The following is a 24,406-nucleotide window of genomic DNA, read 5'->3' as shown; positions in this document are numbered from 1 at the left end:
AGGGGTGACCGCCCTGGCGATCAGCGGCCGTCGCCGGCCGAAGAGGTGACTCAGCCGGTGTACGGGCCGTAGTCGTAGTCGTCCAGCGGAACCGCCTGGCCGGAGCCGGCGCCGAAGGGCGACAGGTCGTAGTCGTCGTAGCCGACGGCCGAGTACATCGCGGCCTTGGCCTCCTCGGTCGGCTCGACCCGGATGTTGCGGTAGCGGGGCAGGCCCGTACCGGCCGGGATGAGCTTACCGAGGATGACGTTCTCCTTGAGGCCCAGCAGCGGGTCCGACTTGGCGTGGATCGCCGCGTCGGTGAGGACCCGGGTCGTCTCCTGGAAGGAGGCGGCCGACAGCCAGGACTCGGTGGCCAGCGAGGCCTTGGTGATACCCATCAGCTGCGGACGACCGGAGGCGGGGTGACCGCCCTCGGCGACCACACGACGGTTCTCGGTCTCGAAGCGGCCGCGCTCGACGAGCTCGCCCGGGAGCAGCTCGGCGTCGCCCGACTCGATGATCGTCACGCGGCGGAGCATCTGCCGGATGATGATCTCGATGTGCTTGTCGTGGATCGACACACCCTGCGAGTTGTAGACCTTCTGGACCTCGGCGACCAGGTGGACCTGGACGGCACGCTGGCCCATGATGCGCAGGACGTCGTGCGGGTTGGTGGCACCCATGGTCAGCTTCTGGCCGACCTCGACCGCCTCGCCCTCGCTGACGAGCAGCTTCACACGCTTGGAGACGGGGTACGCGATCTCGTCGGTACCGTCGTCCGGCGTGATGACGATCTTGCGGGTCTTCTCGGTGTCCTCGATCCGCGCCCGGCCGGTGGCCTCCGAGATCGGGGCCACACCCTTGGGGGTACGGGCCTCGAAGAGCTCGACGACACGCGGCAGACCCTGGGTGATGTCGTCACCGGCCACACCACCGGTGTGGAAGGTACGCATGGTCAGCTGGGTACCGGGCTCACCGATGGACTGGGCGGCGATGATGCCGACCGCCTCACCGATATCGACCAGCTTGCCGGTGGCCAGCGAACGGCCGTAGCAGAAGGCACAGGTGCCGACGGCCGACTCACAGGTCAGGATCGAGCGGACCTTGACCTCGGCGATGCCGTGGCGGATCAGCTCGTCGATCAGCACGTCACCGAGGTCGGTGTTGGCGGTGGCCACCAGCTTGCCGTCGACGGTGATGTCCTCGGCGAGCATGCGGGCGTACACGCTGGTCTCGACGTCGTCGGCCTTGCGCAGCACGCCGTCGGCGCCCACGGAGCCGATCGACAGCTTCAGGCCGCGCTCGGTGCCGCAGTCCTCCTCGCGAATGATGACGTCCTGGGAGACGTCGACCAGACGACGGGTGAGGTAACCGGAGTCGGCGGTACGGAGGGCGGTGTCGGCCAGACCCTTACGGGCACCGTGGGTGGAGATGAAGTACTCCAGCACGGTGAGACCCTCACGGAACGACGCCTTGATGGGTCGCGGGATGGTCTCGTTCTTGGCGTTCGACACCAGACCACGCATACCGGCGATCTGGCGCATCTGCATCATGTTTCCACGAGCACCCGAGTCGACCATCATGAAGATGGGGTTCGTCTTCGGGAAGTTCGCGGCCATGGCGTCCGCGACCTCGTTGGTCGCCTGGGTCCAGATGCCGACGAGCTCCTGCTTGCGCTCGTCGTTGGTGATCAGACCGCGCTCGTACTGCTTCTGGACCTTCTCCGCCTTCGCCTCGAAGCCCTCGAGGATCTGGGGCTTGCTCGGCGGGACGATGACGTCCGAGATCGAGACGGTGACACCGGAACGGGTCGACCAGTGGAAGCCGGCCGACTTCAGGTTGTCCAGGGTCGCCGCGACGACGACCTTGGGGTAGCGCTCCGCCAGGTCGTTGACGATCGCGGAGAGCTGCTTCTTGCCCACCTCGTAGTCGACGAACGGGTAGTCCTCGGGCAGCAGCTCGTTGAAGAGCGCGCGGCCCAGGGTGGTGTCCAGGCGGAAGGGCTCGCCCTCGTACCAGGTCGGCTGACCGTCCTCGTCCACCGGCGGGGTCCAGCCGCGCGGCGGGACGGTGCCGGCGCCGAGGCGCAGCGCGATCGGGGCCTGGACGTCCAGCTCGCGGGCGTCGAAGGCCATGATCGCCTCGGCGGTCGACGAGAAGGTGCGGCCGGCGCCCTTCACGTTGTCGCGGTCCGAGGTCAGGAAGAACAGACCGAGCACCATGTCCTGGGTCGGCATGGTGACGGGGCGACCGTCGGCTGGCTTCAGGATGTTGTTCGAGGACAGCATCAGGATGCGGGCCTCGGCCTGCGCCTCCGCGGAGAGCGGCAGGTGGACGGCCATCTGGTCACCGTCGAAGTCCGCGTTGAACGCGGTGCAGACGAGCGGGTGGATCTGGATGGCCTTGCCCTCGACCAGCTGCGGCTCGAAGGCCTGGATGCCGAGTCGGTGCAGGGTGGGCGCACGGTTCAGCAGGACGGGGTGCTCGGCGATGACCTCTTCGAGCACGTCCCACACGACCGGACGGGCACGCTCGACCATGCGCTTGGCCGACTTGATGTTCTGCGCGTGGTTCAGGTCGACCAGGCGCTTCATCACGAACGGCTTGAAGAGCTCCAGCGCCATGGCCTTCGGCAGACCGCACTGGTGCAGCTTGAGCTGCGGGCCGACGACGATGACCGAACGGGCCGAGTAGTCGACTCGCTTGCCGAGCAGGTTCTGACGGAAACGACCCTGCTTGCCCTTCAGCATGTCGCTGAGGGACTTCAGCGGGCGGTTGCCCGGGCCGGTGACCGGACGGCCGCGGCGGCCGTTGTCGAACAGCGCGTCGACGGCCTCCTGGAGCATGCGCTTCTCGTTGTTCACGATGATCTCGGGGGCACCGAGGTCGAGCAGGCGCTTCAGGCGGTTGTTGCGGTTGATGACGCGGCGGTACAGGTCGTTCAGGTCGGAGGTCGCGAAGCGGCCACCGTCCAGCTGCACCATCGGACGCAGGTCCGGCGGGATGACCGGGACGCAGTCCAGCACCATGCCGTTGGGCTTGTTGCTGGTCTGGAGGAACGCGGAGACGACCTTGAGGCGCTTCAGCGCACGGGTCTTCTTCTGGCCCTTGCCGGTGCGGATGATCTCGCGCAGGCGCTCGGCCTCTTCGGCCAGGTCGAAGTTCTCCAGGCGGTCCTTGAGGGCCGCCGCGCCCATCGAGCCGGAGAAGTAGGTGCCGAAGCGGTCGCGCAGCTCGCGGTAGAGCAGCTCGTCGCCCTCGAGGTCCTGGACCTTGAGGTTCTTGAAGCGGGCCCACACCTCGTCGAGGCGGTCGAGCTCGCGCTGCGCGCGGTCGCGCAGCTGCTTCATCTCGCGCTCGGCGCCCTCGCGCACCTTGCGGCGCACGTCGGCCTTGGCGCCCTCGGCCTCCAGCTCGGCCAGGTCGGTCTCGGCCTTCTTGGCGCGACCCTCGAGGTCGGCGTCACGGCGGTTCTCGATCTGCTGGCGCTCGACCGAGACGTGCGCCTCCAGGGACGGCAGGTCGCGCTGGCGGCGCTCGTCGTCGACCCAGGTGATCATGTAGGCGGCGAAGTAGATGACCTTCTCGAGGTCCTTCGGCGCCAGGTCGAGCAGGTAGCCGAGGCGGGACGGCACACCCTTGAAGTACCAGATGTGGGTGACCGGGGCGGCCAGCTCGATGTGGCCCATCCGCTCACGACGCACCTTGGCGCGGGTCACCTCGACGCCGCAGCGCTCGCAGATGATGCCCTTGAAGCGGACGCGCTTGTACTTACCGCAGTAGCACTCCCAGTCCCGGGTGGGGCCGAAGATCTTCTCGCAGAAGAGGCCGTCCTTTTCGGGCTTCAGGGTGCGGTAGTTGATGGTCTCCGGCTTCTTGACCTCGCCGTGCGACCACTGGCGGATGTCGTCGGCGGTGGCCAGGCCGATGCGGAGCTCGTCGAAGAAGTTGACGTCAAGCACTGGTCGTCAAGCCCTCTTTCGTGATTCGAGAGTTTGTCTGTGGTCTGAGGGGGGCCTGGGGGCGGGGCCGGCTGCGCGGGGCAGCCGGCCCGGCCTCCGTCAGACCTCTTCGACGCTGCTCGGCTCGCGCCGGGACAGGTCGATGCCGAGCTCCTCGGCGGCGCGGAACACGTCCTCGTCGGAGTCCCGCATCTCGATGGACTGGCCGTCCGAGGACAGCACCTCCACGTTGAGGCAGAGCGACTGCATTTCCTTGATGAGAACCTTGAAGGACTCGGGAATGCCGGGCTCGGGGATGTTCTCGCCCTTGACGATGGCCTCGTAGACCTTCACGCGGCCGAGGACGTCGTCGGACTTGATGGTGAGCAGCTCCTGCAGCGCGTACGCAGCGCCGTACGCCTCGAGGGCCCACACCTCCATCTCACCGAAGCGCTGACCACCGAACTGCGCCTTACCACCGAGCGGCTGCTGGGTGATCATCGAGTACGGACCGGTCGAACGGGCGTGCAGCTTGTCGTCGACCAGGTGGTGCAGCTTGAGGATGTACATGTAGCCGACCGAGATCGGCATCGGGAACGGCTCGCCGGAGCGGCCGTCGAACAGCCGGGCCTTGCCGGTGGAGTTCACCAGGCGCTCACCGTCACGGGTGAGGGTGGTGTTGTCCAGCAGACCGGTGATCTCGTCCTCGCGGGCGCCGTCGAAGACCGGGGTGGCGAGGTTGGTGCCACCCGTGACCTGGTCGGCGCCGATCGCCTGCAGGCGCTGGGCCCACTCGTCGGCGAGGCCGGAGACGTCCCAGCCCTGCTTGGCGAGCCACCCGAGGTGGATCTCCAGGACCTGTCCCGGGTTCATTCGGGACGGGACACCCAGCGGGTTGAGGATGATGTCGACCGGGGTGCCGTCCTCGAGGAAGGGCATGTCCTCGACCGGGAGGATCTTGGAGATGACACCCTTGTTGCCGTGGCGGCCGGCGAGCTTGTCACCGTTGGTGATCTTGCGCTTCTGGGCGACGTAGACGCGGACCAGCTGGTTCACGCCCGGGGGGAGCTCGTCGCCCTCCTCGCGGTCGAAGACGCGCACGCCGATGACCTTGCCGGACTCACCGTGCGGAACCTTCAGCGAGGTGTCGCGGACCTCACGGGCCTTCTCACCGAAGATCGCGCGGAGCAGGCGCTCCTCGGGGGTCAGCTCGGTCTCACCCTTCGGGGTGACCTTGCCGACGAGGATGTCACCGGTGACGACGTCGGCGCCGATCCGGATGATGCCGCGCTCGTCGAGGTCGGCGAGGACCTCCTCGGAGACGTTCGGGATGTCCCGGGTGATCTCCTCGGGGCCGAGCTTGGTGTCACGGGCGTCGACCTCGTGCTCCTCGATGTGGATCGAGGAGAGGACGTCGTCCTGCACGAGGCGCTGCGACAGGATGATCGCGTCCTCGTAGTTGTGGCCCTCCCACGACATGAACGCCACGAGCAGGTTCTTGCCGAGGGCCATCTCGCCCTCGTCGGTGCAGGGGCCGTCGGCCAGCACCTGGTTGACCTCGACCCGGGCGCCCTCGTCCACGAGCACCTTCTGGTTGAAGGAGGTGCCCTGGTTGGAGCGGGTGAACTTGGCGGCGCGGTACGTGGTGTACGTGCCGTCGTCGTTGGCCACGGTGACGTAGTCGGCCGAGACCTCCTGGACCACACCGGCCTTCTCGGCGGTGATCACGTCGGCGGCGTCGACGGCGCAGCGGTACTCCATGCCGGTACCGACCAGCGGGGCCTCGCTCTTCAGCAGCGGCACCGCCTGGCGCATCATGTTCGAGCCCATGAGCGCGCGGTTGGCGTCGTCGTGCTCGAGGAAGGGGATCATGGCGGTCGCGACCGACACCATCTGGCGCGGCGAGACGTCCATGTAGTCGACCTCGGAGCCCGGCACGTAGTCGATCTCGCCGCCACGGCGGCGGACCAGGACGCGCGGCTCGGCGAAGTGGTTGTCCGCGGTCAGCGGAGCGTTCGCCTGGGCGATGACGTAGCGGTCCTCCTCGTCGGCGGTCAGGTAGTCCACCTGGTCCGTCACGAGGCCGGTCTCGTCGACCTTGCGGTACGGGGTCTCGATGAAGCCGAAGGCGTTGACCCGGCCGTACGAGGCCAGCGACCCGATCAGACCGATGTTCGGGCCTTCAGGGGTCTCGATCGGACACATGCGGCCGTAGTGCGAGGGGTGCACGTCTCGGACCTCGAAGCCGGCCCGCTCACGGGACAGACCACCGGGGCCGAGCGCGGACAGACGACGCTTGTGGGTCAGGCCCGACAGCGGGTTCGTCTGGTCCATGAACTGCGACAGCTGGCTGGTGCCGAAGAACTCCTTGATGGAGGCGACGACCGGCCGGATGTTGATCAGGGTCTGCGGCGTGATCGCCTCGACGTCCTGGGTGGTCATGCGCTCGCGCACGACGCGCTCCATGCGGGCGAGACCCGTACGGACCTGGTTCTGGATGAGCTCGCCGACGTTGCGCAGGCGGCGGTTGCCGAAGTGGTCGATGTCGTCGACCTCGACCACGATGTCGCGGCCGGTCTCGTCACGCCACTCGGTCTCACCGGCGTGCAGCTTCACCAGGTACTTGATCGCACCGATGATGTCGGGCTCGGTGAGCACGCCGGAGTCCAGCGACTCGGCGTTGCCCAGCTTGCGGTTGAGCTTGTAGCGGCCGACCTTCGCGAGGTCGTAGCGCTTCGGGTTGAAGTACAGGTTCTCCAGCAGCGTCTGCGCGGCCTCGCGCGTCGGCGGCTCGCCCGGACGCAGCTTGCGGTAGATGTCCAGCAGCGCGTCGTCCTGGCCCTGGGTGTGGTCCTTCTCCAGGGTGTTGCGCATCGACTCGTACTCGCCGAACTCCTCGAGAATCATCTCGTTGGTCCAGCCAAGAGCCTTCAGCAGCACGGTGACGGACTGCTTGCGCTTGCGGTCGATGCGGACGCCGACCATGTCGCGCTTGTCGATCTCCATCTCCAGCCAGGCACCACGCGAGGGGATGACCTTGCAGGAGTAGATGTCCTTGTCGGACACCTTGTCCAGGGTGGAGTCGAAGTACACACCCGGGGAGCGGACCAGCTGCGACACGACGACACGCTCGGTGCCGTTGATCACGAACGTGCCCTTGTGGGTCATGAGCGGGAAGTCGCCCATGAAGACCGTCTGAGACTTGATCTCACCGGTCTCGTTGTTGGTGAACTCGGCCGTGACGAAGAGCGGAGCCGCGTACGTGAAGTCGCGGTCCTTGCACTCGTCAATGGAGTTCTTCGGCGGCTCGAAACGGTGGTCGCGGAAGGTCAGCGACATCGACCCACTGAAGTCCTCGATCGGGGAGATCTCCTCGAAGATCTCCTCCAGACCGGACTTGGTGGGGACGTCCTGACCGGACTCCAGCGCCTCCTCGACCCGGGACTTCCAGGCCGCGTTGCCGAGCAGCCAGTCAAAGCTCTCGGTCTGCAGGGCCAGGAGGTTCGGGACCTCAAGGGGCTCCTTGATCTTCGCGAACGAGACGCGGAGCGGGGCGGTGGATGCGGCGGAATTGTTCGAGGCGTTGCGCGGCGCGGCCAAGAGGGGGGTCCTTCCGAGGGCTCGGAGCTCACTACGCGCGTACCAGCCGGGCCTGCTTGGGCTTGGTCCCGCCTCCCTCGCCACTGGCCTCTGCCGGGGTCGAAACCCGAGGTCAGAGCCGCTTTGCGGAGGCGATGCCAGACCCCATCAGGGCAACGCAAACTCCGGGCGACGAGTCACGGAGCAGCTAACAGGCAGCGCAAAGGGACAGTGTAGCCAAAGGCGACACTGCTGTCCAGCTCTGATTCGGAAACCGAATCGGAGACTCCTCCCGGTAGCCGGCGGGCACGGGGCCCACCGGGTACTGCTCTAACTCACGTGGAGTCATTTCCCGCCGGAGCCGCTGGTTATGCATCCAGCCGCAAACCAACCGGGCGGACTCGCGCCTCGAGAATCGCGCGCCGCGCCGGGTTCGTCAAGGGCCCGCCTGCGGTGCGGACCCACGATCCCTCCATCGTCCGGGAGCCCTCCGGCGTTACAGAAGCCGTGGTGGGGGCCACCGTCGATGACGGTGATCACCTTACTCCTCGGCACCGACAGTGCCGAGTGCGTGATCGGCCACACCGGTGGTTCTCGGCCGGGGCCCGGGTACGCGAAAAGGCCGGGCCGACCACCCGCAAGGGTGATCGGCCCGGCCTCAGGCCCCCTCAGAGGGGGCGTGAAGTCACTTGACGGTGACCTTGGCGCCGGCACCCTCGAGGGCGGCCTTGGCCTTCTCGGCAACGTCCTTGGCAACCTTCTCCAGGACCTTGGCACCAGCGGTGTCAACGAGGTCCTTGGCCTCCTTCAGGCCGAGGGAGGTCAGGGTGCGCACCTCCTTGATGACCTGGATCTTCTTGTCGCCAGCGGCCTCGAGGATGACGTCGAACTCGTCCTGCTCCTCAGCGGCCTCAGCGGCGCCACCGGCGGCACCGGCAACGACGACGGCGGCGGCCGGGGCGGCGGCGGTGACGTCGAACTTCTCCTCGAAGGCCTTCACGAAGGCGGCCAGCTCGATGAGGGTGAGCTCCTCGAACTGCGCGAGCAGCTCGTCCTGGGACAGCTTCGCCATGATGGCGTCCTTCCACTAAATCGGCAGGTTGGTGCCGGATGTACGGGTGGGGCGGGCGTACGGGCCCGCAGCGAGGCGTGAGCCTGCCGAATTACTCGGCGGCCGCGTCCTCGGCGGCGGGAGCCGGCGTACCGGCACCGCCCTGCTCGACCTTGTCGCGCAGCGCGTCCACGGTGCGGACGAGCTTCGACGGCAGGGCCTGGAAGAGCGCGGCAGCCTGGGACTGCTTGGCCTTCAGGGCACCCGCCAGCTTGGCGAGCAGCACCTCGCGGGACTCGAGGTCCGCGAGCTTCTTGATCTCATCGGCGGACAGCGCCTTACCGTCAAGGACACCGCCCTTGATGATGAGAGCAGGGTTCTCCTTGGCGAAGTCACGCAGAGCCTTCGCCGACTCCACCGGGTCACCGGTGACGAAGGCGACAGCCGTCGGACCAGTGAACAGGTCGTCCAGCTCCGTGATCCCGACCTCATTGGCCGCGATCTTGGTCAGCGTGTTCTTCACCACGGCGTACTCAGCGTTGTCGCCGAGCGAGCGACGCAGGGTCTTGACCTGCTTCACCGAGAGACCGCGGTACTCGGTCAGCAGCGCCGCGGAGGAGCCACGGAACTTGTCCGTGATCTCAGCGACGGCAGCAGCCTTGTCGGGCCTGGCCATAGGCGTACGCCTCCTTCCGTGATGTCGAAGTCGGGCCGACCGCGTAAGAAGTCGACCAATTCGCGCCGCGGACCGGCCGGACGGAAGGAAAGCTCCTGCGAAAACGCAATGAGCCCCGGTGCGCAGGGCGCACGGGGCTCGAACGACCTCGACGGCTTCCGCGCGGACGCGGACCCGGAAGTCGAAGCTCCAGACACACCTGCGCGGGCTGCCTGCGACGAAGCGCAGATCCTTCGGCCACCGGCTCCCTTGCGGGCGCACGATGACAACCAGCGGTCTTTGGCTTCCGCAACAGTAGCCGGACTCCGCCGTCCGGGGCAAATCGCCCCTGTTCGCCCCCGGGCCGCCCGGGCCGGGCGGGTCGCTGGGGCTCAGCGGGCCAGCGGGGAGACCGTCCGGACACCGGTGTCCACGGTGTCCGTCTCGGCAGGCGCCTGGGCCGAGAGCAGCGGGCCGGCGACGTCGGAGTAGAGCACCGAGTCGTCCGTCCCGCCGCTGTCCCCGCTGCCGGTGCGCTGGAGCCGGACCAGCTGGTCCTTGTCGTTGAGCCAGAGGTCCACGGTGAGCGAGAGCGAGCCTCCGGGGGCCAGCGCGGCCCGCAGGCCGTCCCGGCGGGACTGGCTCAGCTGGGTCTGGGCGGCCGCGTACTTCTCGGCCGTGGTGGTCACCCGGTAGTGCTCGACGGTCGAGTCCTCGTACTTCTCCTCCCCGACGAAGGTGGCGTCCACCCCGTCGGCGGTGGCCGCGGCCAGTGCCTCGACCGGGTTCAGCAGGTCGATCAGGCCCGCGTACGGCACCTCCTTGTGCCCCTCCTGGTCGGGCGGGACGGAGAAGCGCTCCCAGTGCTTGCCGCCGTTGCGGGCCGCCGTCGCCGCGTCGCCGCCCTGGTAGCCGACGGTGTCCACGACGATCAGCTGCTCGGCGTCGGCGGGGGTGGAGCGCTTGATCTGGATCGCCGTCTTGGGGGCCCAGAAGATCGGGCCGGAGCCGGCGTCCGTGCCCAGCCGGTAGCTGACCTTGGCCCGGCGGGCGGTCTGCATGGCCAGCTGGGCGGAGAGCAGCACCCCGTGCGGGGAGCGGTCGGTGGGCTTGGCCGGCCCGGTCGGGGTGGCGCTGGTCGGCGGGGCGCTGCTCGCGCTCGGGCTGCCGGACGGCGTGGCGGGCGTTCCCTCGCCGCCACCGCAGGCGGTCAGCCCGCTCGCCAGTACGGCGATGGCGGCCAGCGCCGCCACCCGCTGCCGTCCCGCCATCCCCCGCTCCCTCTCCACTCGCCCGGTCCTCGTTCCGGCCACCTTGCCACCCGGGCCCGGGGCGGTCGGCGGCGGCCCCCTGGTCGGGCCCCGCCACGCCGGGCGCGTCCACCGGGTCGGGCGAACCGGGGGCACCGGAGGCGGAGCGGGCGGGGCCCGACGGCCCCGCCCGCTCCCCCGTACGGGCCCGGGGTCAGCTCGTGCTGTTCTGCTTGGCGAGCTTCATCAGGTCGGCCGCCTCGATGGTGTCGGACGCCACCGGCGAGGCCGTGGTGACCGCGACGCCGTAGTCCGAGTAGAGGACGCTGGCCTTGAAGGCACCGGCCTTGGTGTCGCCCGCCTCGGTCCGCTGGACGACCAGCTGGTCGGCGTCCACCCAGACGTCGATCGTCTCCTGGGAGAGGCCTGCGGTGGTCAGCTTCTCCTTCATCTGGTCGAGCTGGGCCTGGGTCAGGCCCTTGCCGGACGCGGCGGCGATCTCGTCGGCGTTGAGCACACCGGTGTAGTGGGTGGTGGCCTTGCCGGCCACCGTCTCCTGGCCGACCTCGGTCACCTTGTTGGTGGCGATCAGCGCCCGCACGCCCTCGACCGGGTCCGCGCTCTTGAGCTGGTCGGACGCCCCGCCGGAGGCCTTGGCCTGGTCGGCCTGGCTGTAGTGCACCCAGTGCTTGCCGCCCACGGCGTCGACCATCTGGCCGCCCATCCGCAGGTACATCCCGTCCTTGGTGAAGCGGTACGGCGCGGACTGGCTGCCGGTGAGGGGCGACATGACCTTGCCCAGCGGCGAGCCGGACAGGTCCATCGTGAGTTCGCCCTTGAGGCCGTCGGCCCAGGAGATCACGCCGTCGCCCTTCATGGCGATCTCGCCCATCGTGATCGTCTCGGTGACCTTCGCCGACTTGGCGGCGCTGGTCTTCTGGGTGACCTGCTCCAGGAAGACCGCCGGGCTGACCTTGGCCGGCGCGGCGGCGGCCGACGACGCGGCCGTGGTCGGTGCGGCCGGCGCGGCGTTCTTGCCGTCGTCCTTGGTGTCGTTGCAGGCGGTCGCGGTCAGCGCCAGGGCGGCGAGGACGACGGCGACAGCGGTCTTGCGGGTTCCAGCCATGATTCCCCCCTTGAGGATCCCCGGGCTCCGTTCGGGCCCGGGGAGGTAGCCGGTCGGTGCGAAGTGCGGTGCGAAGTGAGGTACGAAGTTCGGTGCGAGCGGGTGCGCGTCGGCCGGATCAGCTGAGCAGCTTGAGGAGGTCGGCCTCGGAGCCGAGGTCACCGGCGGCGGGCGCCTCGATCTTGTCGGCCTTGCCGAGGTCCGAGTACTTGATCGTGACGGCTTCCTTCTCGCCGTTCTTGTCGCCGTACTCCTTGTACTGGACGAGCTCCTGCTTGCCGTTCAGCCAGAAGTCGACGGTCAGCGAGGTGCCGTCGTCCTCCAGCGTCTTCTGGACGGCCTTGCGCTGGTCGGCCGAGAGGCCGGTCATCGCGCCCACCAGGACGGAGGTGTCCTCGACCGCCCGCAGGTGGGTGGTCTTGACGCCGTCCACGGTCTCCTCGCCGACCTTGCTGAGCTTGCCGCTCTGGGCGGCCACGGTGAGCTGGACCACCGGGTTCAGCATCTGACCCACGGCCAGCATGCTGTCGCCCAGGTCGTTCCCGGCGGGCAGCTTGATCCAGTGCTTGCCTCCCAGCGCCGCCACGTCGTCGGAGCCGACGTAGCCGTCGGCCCCGATCACCCGGATGCGGAGCTGCTTGTTGTCCTCCACCTGGGCGGTGAGGTCGGCGGACGGCTTGCCCGGGTCCTTCCAGTCGGCGGTGCCCTTGCCACTGGTGTGGTCGGAGCCGCCCGGGGAGGCCATGTCGATCTTGCCGTTGCCGGCCTTCTGCATCACCACCGCCGAGGCGGCCAGCGCGGCCTTCGGGTCGCCGGTCAGCGCGCCGGCGGCCGAGTCGCCGCCCTTGGCGCCGTCGCCCCCCTTGCTGCCGCAGGCGGTGACGCCGCCCAGTAGGACGGCGGCGGTCACTACGGTCGAGGCGAGGCGCACAGCGCGCATGAAGGTACCCCCGTGAATTCTCGTCGGAAGAGCAGACTTTTCAGCTTCTTCTCACGCGGACTCTAACGGATCGCCGGAACGCTCCGGGACGGGATATCCACCCGGCCTCACCCGCCCGCGGCCGGTGCCGCGTCCCCGGGCCCGGGGTCCGACACATCCGTCGTGGTCACCGTGGTCCCGGCGCTCCCCCGGACCGTCTCACGCAGCCTCAACAGTCTCTGGCCGGGCCCGATCCAGAGGTCGTAGCCGACCTCCGCCACCCCGCGCTGCCGGTACCAGTCGACCACCGCGGCGAGCCGTTGCGGGGTCAACTCCCCGTCCGCGCCGAAGTAGTCGGCCACCGGCGCGGAACCCCGGTAGTGCGCGACGGTCGTTCCGGCCAGCTGCTCGCCGCCGAGCGAGCCGAGCCGTCCGGTCCGGGCGATCGCGTACGCGCGGCCGCCCGGGTTGGTCACCAGCGTGGTCGTCCAGCCGCCCGCGTAGCCGGCGGGGTCGGTGCCGGCCTTCGGGTCCAGCGACTCGGCGGTGCCGCGGTCGGCGTGCTTGGCCGCGCCGCCCTGGTAGGCGAGGTCGATCGCGCCGTCCCGGACGGTCAGCCGCCCGGCGCCCAGTTCGTCGGTGACGGTCAGCGCGGCCTCGTCCCGGTCGCCCCAGGCCAGTGTGCCGCTCGCGGTGCGCCGCCCGTCCGGGCCCTCCCGCAGCACCTCGACCCGGGCGCCGCCGGCGTCGTCCAGCGCCTGGGCCGCCGTGAGCACCACCTGCTTGGGCGGGACCGGCGCCGGCTCGCCCGGGACGCGGGCGCCCGGGGCGGCCAGCACGCTGCACCCGGTGGTGGCGCCGAGCAGCAGCAGGGCCGCCGCGAGGGAGGCGGGGCGAAGGGCGGGCGGCACGGCACACTCCGGCGGTCACGTGTTCTTCACATGGTCTGACCGGCAGAGCGTACGACGACTCGGGCAACCGTTCCCATCCGCCCGTGTCCCGATCCGGCAACCGTTTCCCCGCACCCGTCCCGGTGGAGAACGACGACGGGCCCGCACCCCCGGAAGGGGGTACGGGCCCGTCGTACGGACTGCTCTTGAGCGCTCAGGCTCAGACCGCGGCCGGGTCCTCCTCGACGAGGAGGTTGCGGGTGCGGTTCGGGTCCACCTGGATGCCGGGGCCCATGGTGGTCGAGAACGCGGTCTTCTTGATGTAGCGGCCCTTGGCGGCGGACGGCTTGGCGCGGAGCACCTCGTCCAGCGCGGCGGCGTAGTTCTCGACCAGCTGCTCGTCGGTGAAGGAGGCCTTACCGATGATGAAGTGCAGGTTCGAGTGCTTGTCGACGCGGAACTCGATCTTGCCGCCCTTGATGTCGTTGACAGCCTTGGCGACGTCCGGGGTCACGGTGCCGGTCTTCGGGTTCGGCATCAGACCACGGGGACCGAGCACGCGGCCCAGGCGGCCGACCTTGCCCATGAGGTCCGGGGTGGCGACGACGGCGTCGAAGTCCAGCTTGCCCTTCGCGACCTCGTCGATCAGCTCGTCGGCACCGACGATGTCGGCGCCCGCAGCACGCGCGGCCTCGGCACGCTCGCCGGTCGCGAAGACCAGGACCCGAGCGGTCTTACCGGTGCCGTGCGGGAGGATCACGGTGCTGCGGACCATCTGGTCGGCCTTGCGCGGGTCGACGCCCAGACGCATGGCGACCTCAACGGTGCCGTCGAACTTGGTGGTGCTGGTCGCCTTGGCGAGGCGGACGGCCTCGAGGGGGGCGTAAAGGCGCTCGCGGTCGACCTGGGCGTCCGCGGCCTTCAGGGCCTTGCTGCGCTTCATAGCTGCTCCTGAATGGTGATGGGAGTCGTGGTGTCACGGGCCTGCGCGGGCCCTACCACAGGGACGAGAAGGGCTTCTCAGCCCTCGACGGTGATGCCCATCGACCGGGCGGTGCCGGCGATGATCTTCTCCGCGGCGTCCAGGTCGTTGGCGTTCAGGTCGGGCATCTTGGTCGTGGCGATCTCGCGGACCTGGGCGCTGGTGAGCTTGGCGACCTTGGTCTTGTGCGGCTCGCTGGAGCCCTTGTCGATACCGGCGGCCTTCAGGATGAGGCGCGCGGCCGGCGGCGTCTTCGTGATGAAGGTGAAGGAACGGTCCTCGTAGACCGTGATCTCCACCGGCACGATCATGCCGCGCTGCGACTCGGTCGCAGCGTTGTAGGCCTTGCAGAACTCCATGATGTTGACGCCGTGCTGACCCAGCGCGGGGCCGACCGGCGGCGCCGGGTTGGCCGCGCCGGCGTTGATCTGGAGCTTGATAAGCCCCGTGACCTTCTTCTTCTTGGGAGGCATGTCTCTCCGGGTCCTTCCGAGAGGTGATTGCTGGTGCGTGCCGAACCGGGGCGACACCCGGTCGCCAGCACACACATCGGACCAGGCTAACGCGTTCGCGCCGCTGGACCAAAACGGATTCGGGGCGGGGCCTCAGCCCCGCCCCGAATCCGAAGACCGTATGACTAGTTCTTCTGGATCTGGTCGAAGGAGAGCTCGACCGGGGTCTCCCGGCCGAAGATCTCGACCAGGCCCTTGACCTTCTTCGAGTCGGGGTTGATCTCGTTGATGGTCGCCTGGAGGGTCGCGAACGGGCCGTCGGTGACGGTGACCGAGTCGCCGACCTCGAAGTCCAGCACCTGGACCTCGACCGGGCGGACCGGCGAGGCCTTGCCGGCCTCCTTGGCGGCCTGGCGCTCGACGTCGGGGGCGAGCATCTTGACGACCTCGTCCAGGGTCAGCGGGTACGGGTCGTAGGCGTTGCCGACGAAGCCGGTGACACCCGGGGTGTTGCGCACGACGCCCCAGGACTCCGGGGTGAGGTCCATGCGCACCAGGACGTAGCCGGGGAGCTTGTTCTGGCGGATGGTCTTGCGGTCGCCGTTCTTGATCTGGACGACCTCCTCCTGCGGCACCTCGGCCTGGAAGATGTACTCCTCGACGTTCAGCGAGACGGCACGCTGCTCCAGGTTCTGCTTCACCCGGTTCTCGTAGCCGGCGTAGGTGTGGATCACGTACCACTCGCCCGGCATGAAGCGCAGGTCCTCGCGGAACTTGGCGACCGGGTCGACCTCGGCCTCGGCCTCGACCTCGGCGGCGTCCTCGACGACGGCCTCCTCGGCGGCGAGCTCCTCGTCGCTCTCCACGTGCAGCGCGGCCTCCTCGGCGGGCTCGCCGGCCTCGGCCTCGTCGTACGCCTCGACCTCGTCCTCGTCGCTGTCCGCGGCGTCCACGATCTGCTCGGCGGACTCGGCTTCGTCAGCCAGCTCGGCCGCGTCCAGCTCGGCGGCGACATCCGCCTCGCGGACGGTCTCGTCGGCGTCGTACAGGGGGGACTCAGACACGGTGGCTGCTTCTTTCCTGGAGATGGTGAAGGTGGCGCGCTCCGAAACCGGACCGGCGCGCGGCCGCTCACGCGGGCGCCAGGAGAGGTCTCGGAGACTTCAACAGTACCGAGTCCACGGTACGCGCGCGTACGTCCGCCGCCGACAGCTCGACCCGGGCCGAGGAATTCGGCCCGGGTCGGGAGGTGTCTCGGAGGTCTGGCGGCCGGGTCAGCCGAAGACGAAGAGGCTCAGCTTGGAGAAGCCGTAGTCCAGGCCGGCGACGATGCCCATCATGACCACGACGAAGGTGACCACGACGGCCGTGTAGTTGGTGAGCTCGCCCTTGGTGGGCCAGACGACCTTGCGCAGCTCGGCGATGATCTGGCGGTAGAACAGGCCCATCCGTGCGAACAGGCCCTTCTTGGCCCGCTTGCCGGACTTCTTCTGCTTGCCGGACTTCTTCTCGCCCTCGACGGACGTGGTCTCGGCAGCGCCCTCGGCCCCCTCGGGGTTGCCGCTCTCAGGCGTTGCGGTGGAGCCCGTGGTCTCCGTCACTCGTCCTCACCTGAATCCGGGTCCGGCCGAACATCACCTGCGTACCCGGAACAGGCACGAGCGGTCGGCTTAAGCGGTGCTGATCGGTGCCCTCTCCGCGTCAAGCCCGCTCGCTCTGTGGAGCGAACGGGCTGGAAACGGATCGAGCAGCAGGGCAAGAGGGACTCGAACCCCCAACCGCCGGTTTTGGAGACCGGTGCTCTACCAATTGAGCTATTGCCCTACGGAACCTCGCGGCTCCGGTGGCGACCAACCTACCGCATCTCCCCCCGCTGTCTGTACAGGCGGTGAAAGCTCCGGTCTTTTTCGGCGGGCCGTCGAGCAGCGAGTGTACGTGGTCGAGGGGTGTTTGGTCGAACCTCTTCTTCCGGGACCTCTCCCCGCCCGACGGATCTACGGCCGGGCGCGGCGCCCACCGGCGGATCGGCGGGGGCCGCCATGCGGACGGGGCCGTACGGATGCTGGAACCGCCATGCCCGGTCCGTCCCGGTTCTGCGACGATGCAGGCATGAGCGCTTCCACCCCGCAGCCCGACCGTTCCATCCGCCCCGCCGACCGCCGGGTCTCCGCCCGGATCGGCGCGATCGCCGAGTCCGCGACCCTCGCCGTGGACGCCAAGGCCAAGGCCCTCAAGGCGGCCGGCCGGCCGGTGATCGGCTTCGGTGCCGGCGAGCCCGACTTCCCCACGCCGGACTACATCGTCGAGGCGGCCGTCGAGGCCTGCCGCGACCCGAAGAACCACCGCTACACCCCGGCGGGTGGCCTTCCCGAGCTGAAGTCCGCGATCGCCGCCAAGACGCTGCGCGACTCCGGCTACGAGGTGGACGCCTCCCAGGTGCTGGTCACCAACGGCGGCAAGCAGGCCATCTACGAGGCCTTCGCCGCGATCCTGGACCCGGGCGACGAGGTCATCATCCCGGCCCCGTACTGGACCACCTACCCGGAGTCGGTCCAGCTGGCCGGCGGTGTCCCGGTCGAGGTCGTGTCCGACGAGACCACCGGCTACAAGGTCTCGGTCGAGCAGCTGGAGGCCGCCCGCACCGAGAACACCAAGGTGGTGCTGTTCGTCTCGCCGTCCAACCCGACCGGCGCGGTGTACACCGAGGCCGAGGCCGAGGCGATCGGCCGCTGGGCGCTGGAGCACGGCCTGTGGGTGCTCACCGACGAGATCTACGAGCACCTGGTCTACGGCGACGCCACCTTCACCTCGCTGCCGGCCCTGCTGCCCGAGCTGGCCGACAAGTGCGTCGTGGTCAACGGGGTCGCCAAGACCTACGCGATGACCGGCTGGCGGGTGGGCTGGGTGATCGGCCCCAAGGACGTGATCAAGGCCGCGACCAACCTCCAGTCGCACGCCACCTCGAACGTCTCCAACGTCGCCCAGCGGGCCGCGCTGGCCGCCGTCGCGGGCGACCTGGACGCGGTCGCCGAGATGCGCGCGGCCTTCGACCGCCGCCGCAAGACCATCGTCCGGATGCTGAACGAGATCGAGGGCGTCATCTGCCCCGAGCCCGAGGGCGCGTTCTACGCGTACCCGTCCGTCAAGGGCCTGCTGGGCAAGGAGATCCGCGGCAAGCGCCCGCAGACCTCCGGCGAGCTGGCCGCCCTGATCCTGGACGAGGCCGAGGTCGCGGTCGTCCCGGGCGAGGCCTTCGGCACCCCCGGCTACCTGCGGCTCTCCTACGCGCTCGGCGACGCCGACCTGGTCGAGGGCGTCAGCCGGGTCCAGAAGCTGCTCGGCGAGGCCCGCGACTGACGTCGAACCGACGCCGGGGTTTCACCCGCCACACCGCCCTCTTTCACCCCTTCGGGGGATGGAAAGAGGGCGGTTCCCGTTTGGGGGTCGCATACGGCAGTATCGGCGAATGGAACGCCTGTTGAACCCGCGAGACGTCAGAGGCCTCCCGAAGGCCCACCTGCACCTGCACTTCACCGGCTCGATGCGGCCCGCCACCCTGCTGGAGCTGGCCGACAAGCACGGCGTCCGGCTGCCGGAGGCGCTCGGCTCCGGCGAGCCGCCCAGACTGCGTGCCACCGACGAACGCGGCTGGTTCCGCTTCCAGCGCCTGTACGACACCGCCCGCTCGGTGCTCCGGGACGAGGACGACATCCGGCGACTGGTCCTGGAGACCGCGCAGGACGAGCGGCGCGACGGCTCCCGCTGGCTGGAGATCCAGGTCGACCCGACCTCCTACGCGCCCCGGCTCGGCGGGCTGATCCCCGCCCTCGAGCTGATCCTGGACGCGGTGGACCACGCCGCCGAGGCCACCGGGGTGGGCATCCGGGTGCTGGTCGCGGCGAACCGGATGAAGTCCCCGATGGACGCCCGGACCCTCGCCCGGCTGGCCGTCCGGTACGCCGACCGGGGCGTGGTCGGCTTCGGCCTGTCCAACGACGAGCGCCGGGGCCTGGCCCGGGACTTCGACCGGGCCTTCGAGATCGCCCGCAAGGGCGGGCTGCTGGCCGCCCCGCACGGCGGCGAGCTGGCCGGCCCGGAGTCCGTCCGGGACTGCCTGGACGACCTGGGCGCCGGCCGCATCGGGCACGGCGTGCGGGCCGCCGAGGACCGGCGGCTGATGGAGCGGCTGGCGGACCGCCAGATCACCTGCGAGGTGTGCCCCTCCTCCAACGTCTCGCTCGGCGTCTACGAACACCCCGAAGAGGTGCCGCTGCGCCGGCTGTTCGACGCCGGGGTGCCGCTGGCGCTGGGCGCGGACGACCCGCTGCTGTTCGGCAGCCGACTGGCCGCCCAGTACGACCTGACCCGCGACGTCCTGGGCTTCAGCGACGCCGAACTCGCCGAGCTGGCCCGGCAGTCGGTGCGCGGCTCGTGCGCGCCGGAGGGCGTCCGCAAGGAACTGCTGGCGGACATCGACGCCTGGCTGGTGGACGCCCCCGCAGCGGTCTAGAGCTTGACCCCGACCATCACCGGCTCGTTCACCAGCTCCACCCCGAAGGCCTCGCGGACCCCGTCCCGGATCTCCCGGGCCAGCGCCAGCAGGTCCTCGGCGGTGGCCGAGCCGCGGTTGGTGAGCGCCAGGGTGTGCTTGGTGGAGAGCGTCGCCGGGCCGCTGCCGTAGCCCTTGCCGAAGCCCGCCCGGTCGATCAGCCAGGCCGCCGAGGTCTTGGTGCAGCCCTCCGGGGCCGGGTAGGCGGGGGCGTTCTCGGTGCCCGGGCGGGTGCGGAAGGACTCGTACTGCGCGGCCGTCAGCACCGGGTTGGTGAAGAAGGAGCCGGCCGACCAGGTGTCGTGGTCCGCCGGGTCCAGCACCATGCCCTTGCCGGCGCGCAGCCCCAGCACCGCCTCGTACGCCCGCTCCAGCGGCACCCGGGCGTCCTGCTCGACACCGAAGTGCCTGGCCACCTCGGCGTACCGGACCGGGGTGGAGAGCCCCGCGTGGTCCGCCAGGGCGAACCGCACCCGCAGCACCACGTAGCGGTCCGACTCGGCCTTGAAGCGGCTGTGCCGGTAGGAGAACGCGCACTCGGCGTTCGACAGTGTGACCACCTCGCCGGCCGTGCGGTCGTACGCGACCACCTCGGTGATCGTCTGGGCGACCTCCTGGCCGTACGCGCCGACGTTCTGCACCGGGGTGGCGCCCGCCGAGCCGGGGATGCCGGCCAGGAACTCGATCCCGGCCAGGCCGTGCTCGCGCACCGCGCGGGCGACCGCCTCCGACCACACCTCGCCGGCCGCCAGCTCCAGCACGGTGCCGTCCAGGGCGAAGCCCGTGGTGGCGATCCGCAGCACGGTGCCGGGGAAGCCGGCGTCGCCGATCACCAGGTTCGAGCCGCCGCCGAGGACCAGCAGCGGCTCCCCGGGGGACTCTCAGGCCTTGACCGGCTCGATCACCGGCTGCCCGGCGTCCCCGGCGCCCTCGCCGTCCGCCGGTCCGGCGGTGCCGGCGGGTGCCTTCGCCCGGCGCGGCAGCAGCAGCGCGCACAGCGCCGCCACCAGGACCACTCCGGCGCCGACGTACAGCGCGGGCACCAGCCCGTCGACGAAGGACTGCTCCGAGTCGTAGCCGCCCTGCTCCGAGAACACCGCCGACAGCACCGCCACGCCGAGCGCGCCGCCGACCTCGCGCAGCGCGTTGTTGGCGCCGGAGGCGATGCCCTGCTCCTGTGGCCGGACGCTGTCCATCACCAGGGCGGCGGTCGGCGCGAAGTACAGCGACATGCCGATGCCGCAGAGCACCACCGCGGGCACCACCGGGCCGTACTCGTAGTGCGGGTGCCCGCCGGTGATCACCGCGTAGAGCGCCAGGCCGAGGCCCTGCAGCACCAGCCCGGTGACCACGACCGGGCGGCCGCCGAAGCGGTCGGCCAGCATGCCCGCGATCGGCGCGACGATCAGCGGCATGCCGGTCCACGGGAGCATCCGGATGCCGGCCTCCTGCGGGGTGTAGCCGCCCGCGGTCTGGAGGTGCTGGCTGATCAGGAAGATCGAGCCGAACATCCCGAGGAACATCAGCAGGCCGGAGCCGTTGACCGCGGAGAACGCCCGGTTGCGGAACAGCCGCATCGGCAGCATCGGGTGCTCGGCCCAGCGCTGCTCGTACAGCACGAAGGCGATCAGCAGCGCGACACCGCCGGCCAGCGAGGCCAGCACCAGCGGGCTGGCCCAGCCGTCCGGGTTGCCGCGGATCAGGCCGAGCACCACGCCGAACAGGCCGAGGCTCACCAGCAGCGTGCCGACCGCGTCCAGGGACGGGCCGGCGCCCCGGCTCTCGCGCAGCCGCAGGGCGGCCAGTGGCACCAGGACGGCGCCGACCGGGACGTTCACCCAGAAGATCCACTGCCAGGAGAAGTGCTCGGTCAGGGCGCCGCCGACCAGCGGCCCGGTGGCGACGGCCAGGCCGTTGACGCCGGACCAGATGCCGAAGGCCAGCCCGCGCTTGGCCGCCGGTATGGCGGTGGTCAGCAGGGTGAGGGTGAGCGGCATCGACACCGCGGCCCCGGCGCCCTGGACGGCGCGGGCGGCGATCAGGGCGCCGATGCCCGGCGAGAGCGCGGCCGCGGCGGAGCCGGCGGTGAAGAGGGTGAGCCCGAGCAGGAAGATCCTGCGGCGGCCGAAGCGGTCGCCGAGCGCCGCGCCGAACATCAGCAGCACGGCGAAGGCCAGGGTGTAGGCGCTGACCGTCCACTCCAGGTCGGACAGCCCGCCGCCGAGGTCCTCGCGGATGGACGGCAGGGCGGTGGTGACGACCAGGTTGTCCAGGCTCGCCATGAAGCCCGCGATGCTGGTGATCACCAGGGTCCAGACGCCGACCCGGCCGAGGCCGGGCGCCTGAGCCGCCTCCGGCCGCTCCGTCCGCTCCTGGTTCCCCCTCCGCTCCGGGTTCTCCGGCCGCTCCGGGTTCTCCCCGCTCTTCGACAGGACGTCGTTCTCCGGCATGACGCCTCCCAGCTCCCCTCTAGGTAGTTATCGATCAATAACTTCTGCGGGCCGAGAAAACGGCCGCACGGCACCGCCGTACGACCGCTAGTCGGCCGGCGCCTCGTCGGTCTCCGGCCCGAAGCCGTCCCAGATCCGGTGGTCCTGGGGGAACCCCAGCGCCACCAGCGTGTTGATCAGCATTCCGTAGGCCATGAAGGCGGTCGCGTCCTCCGCGCTGCCGCCCAGCCGGATCCGCACTCGGTCGAACAGGTCGAGCCAGCCGGCCCGGGCGGCCCGGCCGATCTCGTCCGCCTCCGCCGCCTCGCTCGCGAAGACCGCGACGTAGAGCTGCATCTGCATCATCAGCTGCTCGCGGTCCTCGACCAGGCCCATGTACGCCCGCGACATCGCCTCGGCGGCCGCCTCGCCGGTCAGCCCGGCCGAGGACTCGTCGAAGACCCGCCAGGTCTCCTCGATGCAGCGCTCGGCGGCGGCCTTGAAGATCGCCTGCTTGCCGGGGAAGAGCCGGAACAGGTACGGCTGCGAAACGCCCACCCGGCGGGCGATCGTCTCGGTGGAGGTGCCCCTGTAGCCGCTCCTGGCGAACTCGATCATCGCGGCCCGGATGACGCTCTCGCGCCGCTCCTCCGCGCTCATCCGCATGCTCGACTTCGCCATACCCGGCAAGTTAGTGGCCAATCACTATCTATGCAAGGGGCGCGGCCGCGCCCGGAACCCGCCGCACGGGCCCCGACGCGGCCGGCGTCAGGCCTTGCGGCTCAGCCGAGCCGGACGATCGCCTGGGAGCGGCCGAGCACCTTCTGCCCGCCCGTGGTGGCCAGCAGGTCGACCTGCACCTTGCGGTCGTCCAGCTTCTTGACCACCTTGGCGGAGACCTCGATCACCGCGCCGACCCCGTCGTTGGGCACCGGCACCGGGCGGGTGAAGCGCACGCCGTAGTCGACCACCGCGGCCGGGTCGCCGACCCAGTCGGTGACCACCCGGATCGCCTCGGCCATGGTGAACATGCCGTGCGCGATGACGTCCGGCAGGCCGACCTCCAGCGCGAACTTCTCGTTCCAGTGGATCGGGTTGAAGTCGCCGGAGGCGCCCGCGTACCGCACCAGTGTGGCGCGGGTCACCGGGAAGGACTGCGCCGGCAGCTCGGTGCCGACCTCGACCTCGTCGTAGTTGATCGCCATGCCGCTCACTCCCCCGCCTCGTCGGCGGCCCGGGCCACCAGCGTCATGACCGACGTCACCACGTGCTCGCCGGTCTCGTCCACCACCTCGCCACGCACGGTGAGCACCTCGTTGCCCGCCAGCGACTTGATGTTGTCGATGGTGACCGCGACGGTCAGCCGGTCGCCGGCCTGCACCGGGCGGCTGTAGGTGAACTTCTGGTCGCCGTGCACCACCCGGTTGTAGTCCAGGCCCAGCTCCGGGTCCTCGACCACCTGGCCGGAGGCGCGGTAGGCGATCACGAAGGGGAAGGTCGGCGGGGCGATCACGTCCCGGTGGCCCAGTGCCTTCGCCGCCTCCGGGTCGGTGTACGCGGGGTTGGCGTCCCCGATCGCGATCGCGAACTCGCGGATCTTCTCCCGGCCGACCTCGTACGGCTCGGTGGGCGGGTAGCTACGCCCGATGAAGGACGGGTCGAGCGCCATGGCAGCTCCTCGAAACACGGGTGGATACGAAAACGACTCCGGACCGCACCCCTGTTGAGGGATGCGGCCCGGAGTCGAAGACCTGAATTCACACAGGCCCGGTGCCCTACGACAGGGTCAGCGGGTCTCGCGGTGCGCGGTGTGCGAGTTGCAGCGGGGGCAGTGCTTCTTCATCTCAAGACGGTCCGGGTCGTTACGCCGGTTCTTCTTGGTGATGTAGTTCCGCTCCTTGCACTCCACGCAGGCCAGCGTGATCTTCGGGCGGACGTCGGTGGCAGCCACGGGAGTGCCTTCCTTGGACAACGAATAAGAACACAACAAGAGTAGCCGACCGGGAGTGCGATCTCCCGACCGACTACGCGGGGTAGCGGTGACCGGACTTGAACCGGTGACACAGCGATTATGAGCCGCTTGCTCTACCAACTGAGCTACACCGCCACAGTGATCCGCAGTACAGCCGGAGCTGACTGCTTCTCACCAGAGCCCCCATGCGGAATCGAACCGCAGACCTTCTCCTTACCATGGAGACGCTCTACCGACTGAGCTATAGGGGCGAACGAGGAAGAGATTACACGTTCCGCGCCCAGAGGTGAAATCCGTATCCGGAGGCGAAGACCGCAGGTCGGCGAGGTGTGCGGACGGTCGATCCGCGGCAGGGCGTTCGAGTGCCCCGCCGGGCCCGCGCCCCGACCCGATACGACTATTGCCCGCCTCCCGTCGCCCCGCCGCCGTGCCCCATAGGCTCGTCGCTCATTGATCGGAAGACCTGCCGATCCCCCCGGGGATCGATCCCCACGGGCCGCCACGCGCCACCCCGCGGGCCGGCGCGAGAAGGAGCCGACGATGGACAGCGCAGCCGCCGACGGGCCGTACCCCGGGCCCGGCCCGGCGGCCAACCCGCTCGGGCACGGCCCGGTCCTGCTGCTCACCGG

General features: G+C 69.8%; 19 protein-coding genes, 3 tRNA genes and 1 pseudogene. 2 read left to right on the top strand and 21 right to left on the bottom strand.

Annotated features, from left to right (window positions below):
* Positions 1–50 precede the first annotated feature (50 nt).
* The 13 genes from J0670_RS04565 to J0670_RS04505 form a co-directional block, all read right to left on the bottom strand.
* Entirely contained in the window at positions 51–3,944 is a 3,894-nt protein-coding gene (locus J0670_RS04565; RefSeq protein ID WP_207809829.1) for a DNA-directed RNA polymerase subunit beta', read from the bottom strand.
* A gap of 99 nt (positions 3,945–4,043) precedes the next feature.
* The gene (rpoB, locus tag J0670_RS04560; RefSeq protein ID WP_207809827.1) at positions 4,044–7,523 is read right to left on the bottom strand and encodes a DNA-directed RNA polymerase subunit beta; all 3,480 of its coding nucleotides are present in this window, start codon (positions 7,521–7,523) and stop codon (positions 4,044–4,046) included.
* A gap of 664 nt (positions 7,524–8,187) precedes the next feature.
* A complete protein-coding gene (rplL, locus tag J0670_RS04555) occupies positions 8,188–8,574 on the bottom strand; it encodes a 50S ribosomal protein L7/L12 (protein ID WP_207809825.1) in 387 nt (128 codons plus the stop codon).
* A gap of 91 nt (positions 8,575–8,665) precedes the next feature.
* Complete coding sequence (gene rplJ, locus J0670_RS04550; RefSeq protein WP_207809823.1) at positions 8,666–9,229, bottom strand: 50S ribosomal protein L10; 564 nt, start codon at positions 9,227–9,229, stop codon at positions 8,666–8,668.
* A 371-nt stretch (positions 9,230–9,600) separates the two neighbouring features.
* The gene (locus J0670_RS04545) at positions 9,601–10,479 is read right to left on the bottom strand and encodes a hypothetical protein (RefSeq protein WP_207809821.1); all 879 of its coding nucleotides are present in this window, start codon (positions 10,477–10,479) and stop codon (positions 9,601–9,603) included.
* A gap of 193 nt (positions 10,480–10,672) precedes the next feature.
* Positions 10,673–11,584, bottom strand: coding sequence for a hypothetical protein (locus J0670_RS04540; protein ID WP_207809820.1), 912 nt, complete (start codon positions 11,582–11,584; stop codon positions 10,673–10,675).
* Positions 11,585–11,702: 118 nt separating this feature from the next.
* Positions 11,703–12,524: a hypothetical protein gene (locus J0670_RS04535; RefSeq protein WP_207809818.1), complete on the bottom strand. Its 822-nt coding sequence runs from the start codon at positions 12,522–12,524 to the stop codon at positions 11,703–11,705.
* A gap of 107 nt (positions 12,525–12,631) precedes the next feature.
* Positions 12,632–13,414, bottom strand: a complete 783-nt coding sequence (locus J0670_RS04530) for a hypothetical protein (RefSeq protein WP_207809817.1) — start codon at positions 13,412–13,414, stop codon at positions 12,632–12,634.
* 199 nt (positions 13,415–13,613) lie between these two features.
* Entirely contained in the window at positions 13,614–14,336 is a 723-nt protein-coding gene (gene rplA, locus J0670_RS04525; RefSeq protein ID WP_207809814.1) for a 50S ribosomal protein L1, read from the bottom strand.
* 77 nt (positions 14,337–14,413) lie between these two features.
* Positions 14,414–14,848 (bottom strand): 50S ribosomal protein L11, encoded by a 435-nt coding sequence (gene rplK / locus J0670_RS04520; protein WP_207809812.1) that lies wholly within the window; start codon positions 14,846–14,848, stop codon positions 14,414–14,416.
* Positions 14,849–15,012: 164 nt separating this feature from the next.
* Complete coding sequence (nusG, locus tag J0670_RS04515) at positions 15,013–15,891, bottom strand: transcription termination/antitermination protein NusG (RefSeq protein WP_207809811.1); 879 nt, start codon at positions 15,889–15,891, stop codon at positions 15,013–15,015.
* Between the two features lie 210 nt (positions 15,892–16,101).
* On the bottom strand, positions 16,102–16,428 hold the full coding sequence (secE, locus tag J0670_RS04510; protein ID WP_207809809.1) for a preprotein translocase subunit SecE: 327 nt from the start codon (positions 16,426–16,428) through the stop codon (positions 16,102–16,104).
* A 150-nt stretch (positions 16,429–16,578) separates the two neighbouring features.
* A tRNA-Trp gene (locus tag J0670_RS04505) sits at positions 16,579–16,651 on the bottom strand.
* Positions 16,652–16,936: 285 nt separating this feature from the next.
* Between J0670_RS04505 and J0670_RS04500 the strand changes: the two genes are divergently transcribed.
* Together J0670_RS04500 and J0670_RS04495 are read left to right on the top strand one after the other, a co-directional pair.
* Positions 16,937–18,184, top strand: coding sequence for a pyridoxal phosphate-dependent aminotransferase (locus J0670_RS04500; protein ID WP_207809806.1), 1,248 nt, complete (start codon positions 16,937–16,939; stop codon positions 18,182–18,184).
* Positions 18,185–18,293: 109 nt separating this feature from the next.
* Positions 18,294–19,337, top strand: coding sequence for an adenosine deaminase (locus J0670_RS04495; protein WP_207809805.1), 1,044 nt, complete (start codon positions 18,294–18,296; stop codon positions 19,335–19,337).
* Here the strand turns inward: J0670_RS04495 and J0670_RS04490 are convergent.
* The 8 genes and pseudogenes from J0670_RS04490 to J0670_RS04455 form a co-directional block, all read right to left on the bottom strand.
* Positions 19,334–20,257: pseudogene (locus tag J0670_RS04490) on the bottom strand (UDP-N-acetylmuramate dehydrogenase); the annotation flags it as partial. The gene J0670_RS04495 and the pseudogene J0670_RS04490 sit on opposite strands and share 4 nt — an antisense overlap.
* The gene (locus tag J0670_RS04485; protein WP_243436527.1) at positions 20,258–21,658 is read right to left on the bottom strand and encodes an MFS transporter; all 1,401 of its coding nucleotides are present in this window, start codon (positions 21,656–21,658) and stop codon (positions 20,258–20,260) included.
* Positions 21,659–21,913: 255 nt separating this feature from the next.
* Entirely contained in the window at positions 21,914–22,486 is a 573-nt protein-coding gene (locus J0670_RS04480; RefSeq protein ID WP_243436526.1) for a TetR/AcrR family transcriptional regulator, read from the bottom strand.
* A 101-nt stretch (positions 22,487–22,587) separates the two neighbouring features.
* On the bottom strand, positions 22,588–23,010 hold the full coding sequence (locus J0670_RS04475; protein ID WP_207809802.1) for a MaoC family dehydratase: 423 nt from the start codon (positions 23,008–23,010) through the stop codon (positions 22,588–22,590).
* 5 nt (positions 23,011–23,015) lie between these two features.
* Entirely contained in the window at positions 23,016–23,474 is a 459-nt protein-coding gene (locus J0670_RS04470; RefSeq protein WP_207809800.1) for a MaoC family dehydratase N-terminal domain-containing protein, read from the bottom strand.
* A gap of 117 nt (positions 23,475–23,591) precedes the next feature.
* Positions 23,592–23,756, bottom strand: a complete 165-nt coding sequence (gene rpmG / locus J0670_RS04465; protein ID WP_006604855.1) for a 50S ribosomal protein L33 — start codon at positions 23,754–23,756, stop codon at positions 23,592–23,594.
* Between the two features lie 83 nt (positions 23,757–23,839).
* Positions 23,840–23,912, bottom strand: a tRNA-Met gene (locus J0670_RS04460).
* A gap of 43 nt (positions 23,913–23,955) precedes the next feature.
* Positions 23,956–24,028: transfer RNA gene (locus J0670_RS04455), tRNA-Thr, on the bottom strand.
* Positions 24,029–24,406: the final 378 nt, after the last annotated feature.

Origin of the sequence: Streptomyces sp. FH025 (genome assembly GCF_017427025.1) — a bacterium.
Taxonomy (GTDB): domain Bacteria; phylum Actinomycetota; class Actinomycetes; order Streptomycetales; family Streptomycetaceae; genus Kitasatospora.
Note: the sequence above shows the minus strand (reverse complement) of the source record. Positions and strands in the feature narration are given on the sequence as shown.

Bases quoted from the DNA above. Each gene is read 5' to 3' on its own strand.
- rplL (WP_207809825.1), bottom strand. From the start codon at position 8,574: ATGGCGAAGCTGTCCCAGGACGAGCTGCTCGCGCAGTTCGAGGAGCTC.
- rplJ (WP_207809823.1), bottom strand. From the start codon at position 9,229: ATGGCCAGGCCCGACAAGGCTGCTGCCGTCGCTGAGATCACGGACAAG.
- J0670_RS04545 (WP_207809821.1), bottom strand. From the start codon at position 10,479: ATGGCGGGACGGCAGCGGGTGGCGGCGCTGGCCGCCATCGCCGTACTG.
- J0670_RS04540 (WP_207809820.1), bottom strand. From the start codon at position 11,584: ATGGCTGGAACCCGCAAGACCGCTGTCGCCGTCGTCCTCGCCGCCCTG.
- J0670_RS04535 (WP_207809818.1), bottom strand. From the start codon at position 12,524: ATGCGCGCTGTGCGCCTCGCCTCGACCGTAGTGACCGCCGCCGTCCTA.
- rplA (WP_207809814.1), bottom strand. From the start codon at position 14,336: ATGAAGCGCAGCAAGGCCCTGAAGGCCGCGGACGCCCAGGTCGACCGC.
- rplK (WP_207809812.1), bottom strand. From the start codon at position 14,848: ATGCCTCCCAAGAAGAAGAAGGTCACGGGGCTTATCAAGCTCCAGATC.
- J0670_RS04500 (WP_207809806.1), top strand. From the start codon at position 16,937: ATGAGCGCTTCCACCCCGCAGCCCGACCGTTCCATCCGCCCCGCCGAC.
- J0670_RS04495 (WP_207809805.1), top strand. From the start codon at position 18,294: ATGGAACGCCTGTTGAACCCGCGAGACGTCAGAGGCCTCCCGAAGGCC.
- J0670_RS04485 (WP_243436527.1), bottom strand. From the start codon at position 21,658: ATGGCGAGCCTGGACAACCTGGTCGTCACCACCGCCCTGCCGTCCATC.
- J0670_RS04480 (WP_243436526.1), bottom strand. From the start codon at position 22,486: ATGGCGAAGTCGAGCATGCGGATGAGCGCGGAGGAGCGGCGCGAGAGC.
- J0670_RS04475 (WP_207809802.1), bottom strand. From the start codon at position 23,010: ATGGCGATCAACTACGACGAGGTCGAGGTCGGCACCGAGCTGCCGGCG.
- J0670_RS04470 (WP_207809800.1), bottom strand. From the start codon at position 23,474: ATGGCGCTCGACCCGTCCTTCATCGGGCGTAGCTACCCGCCCACCGAG.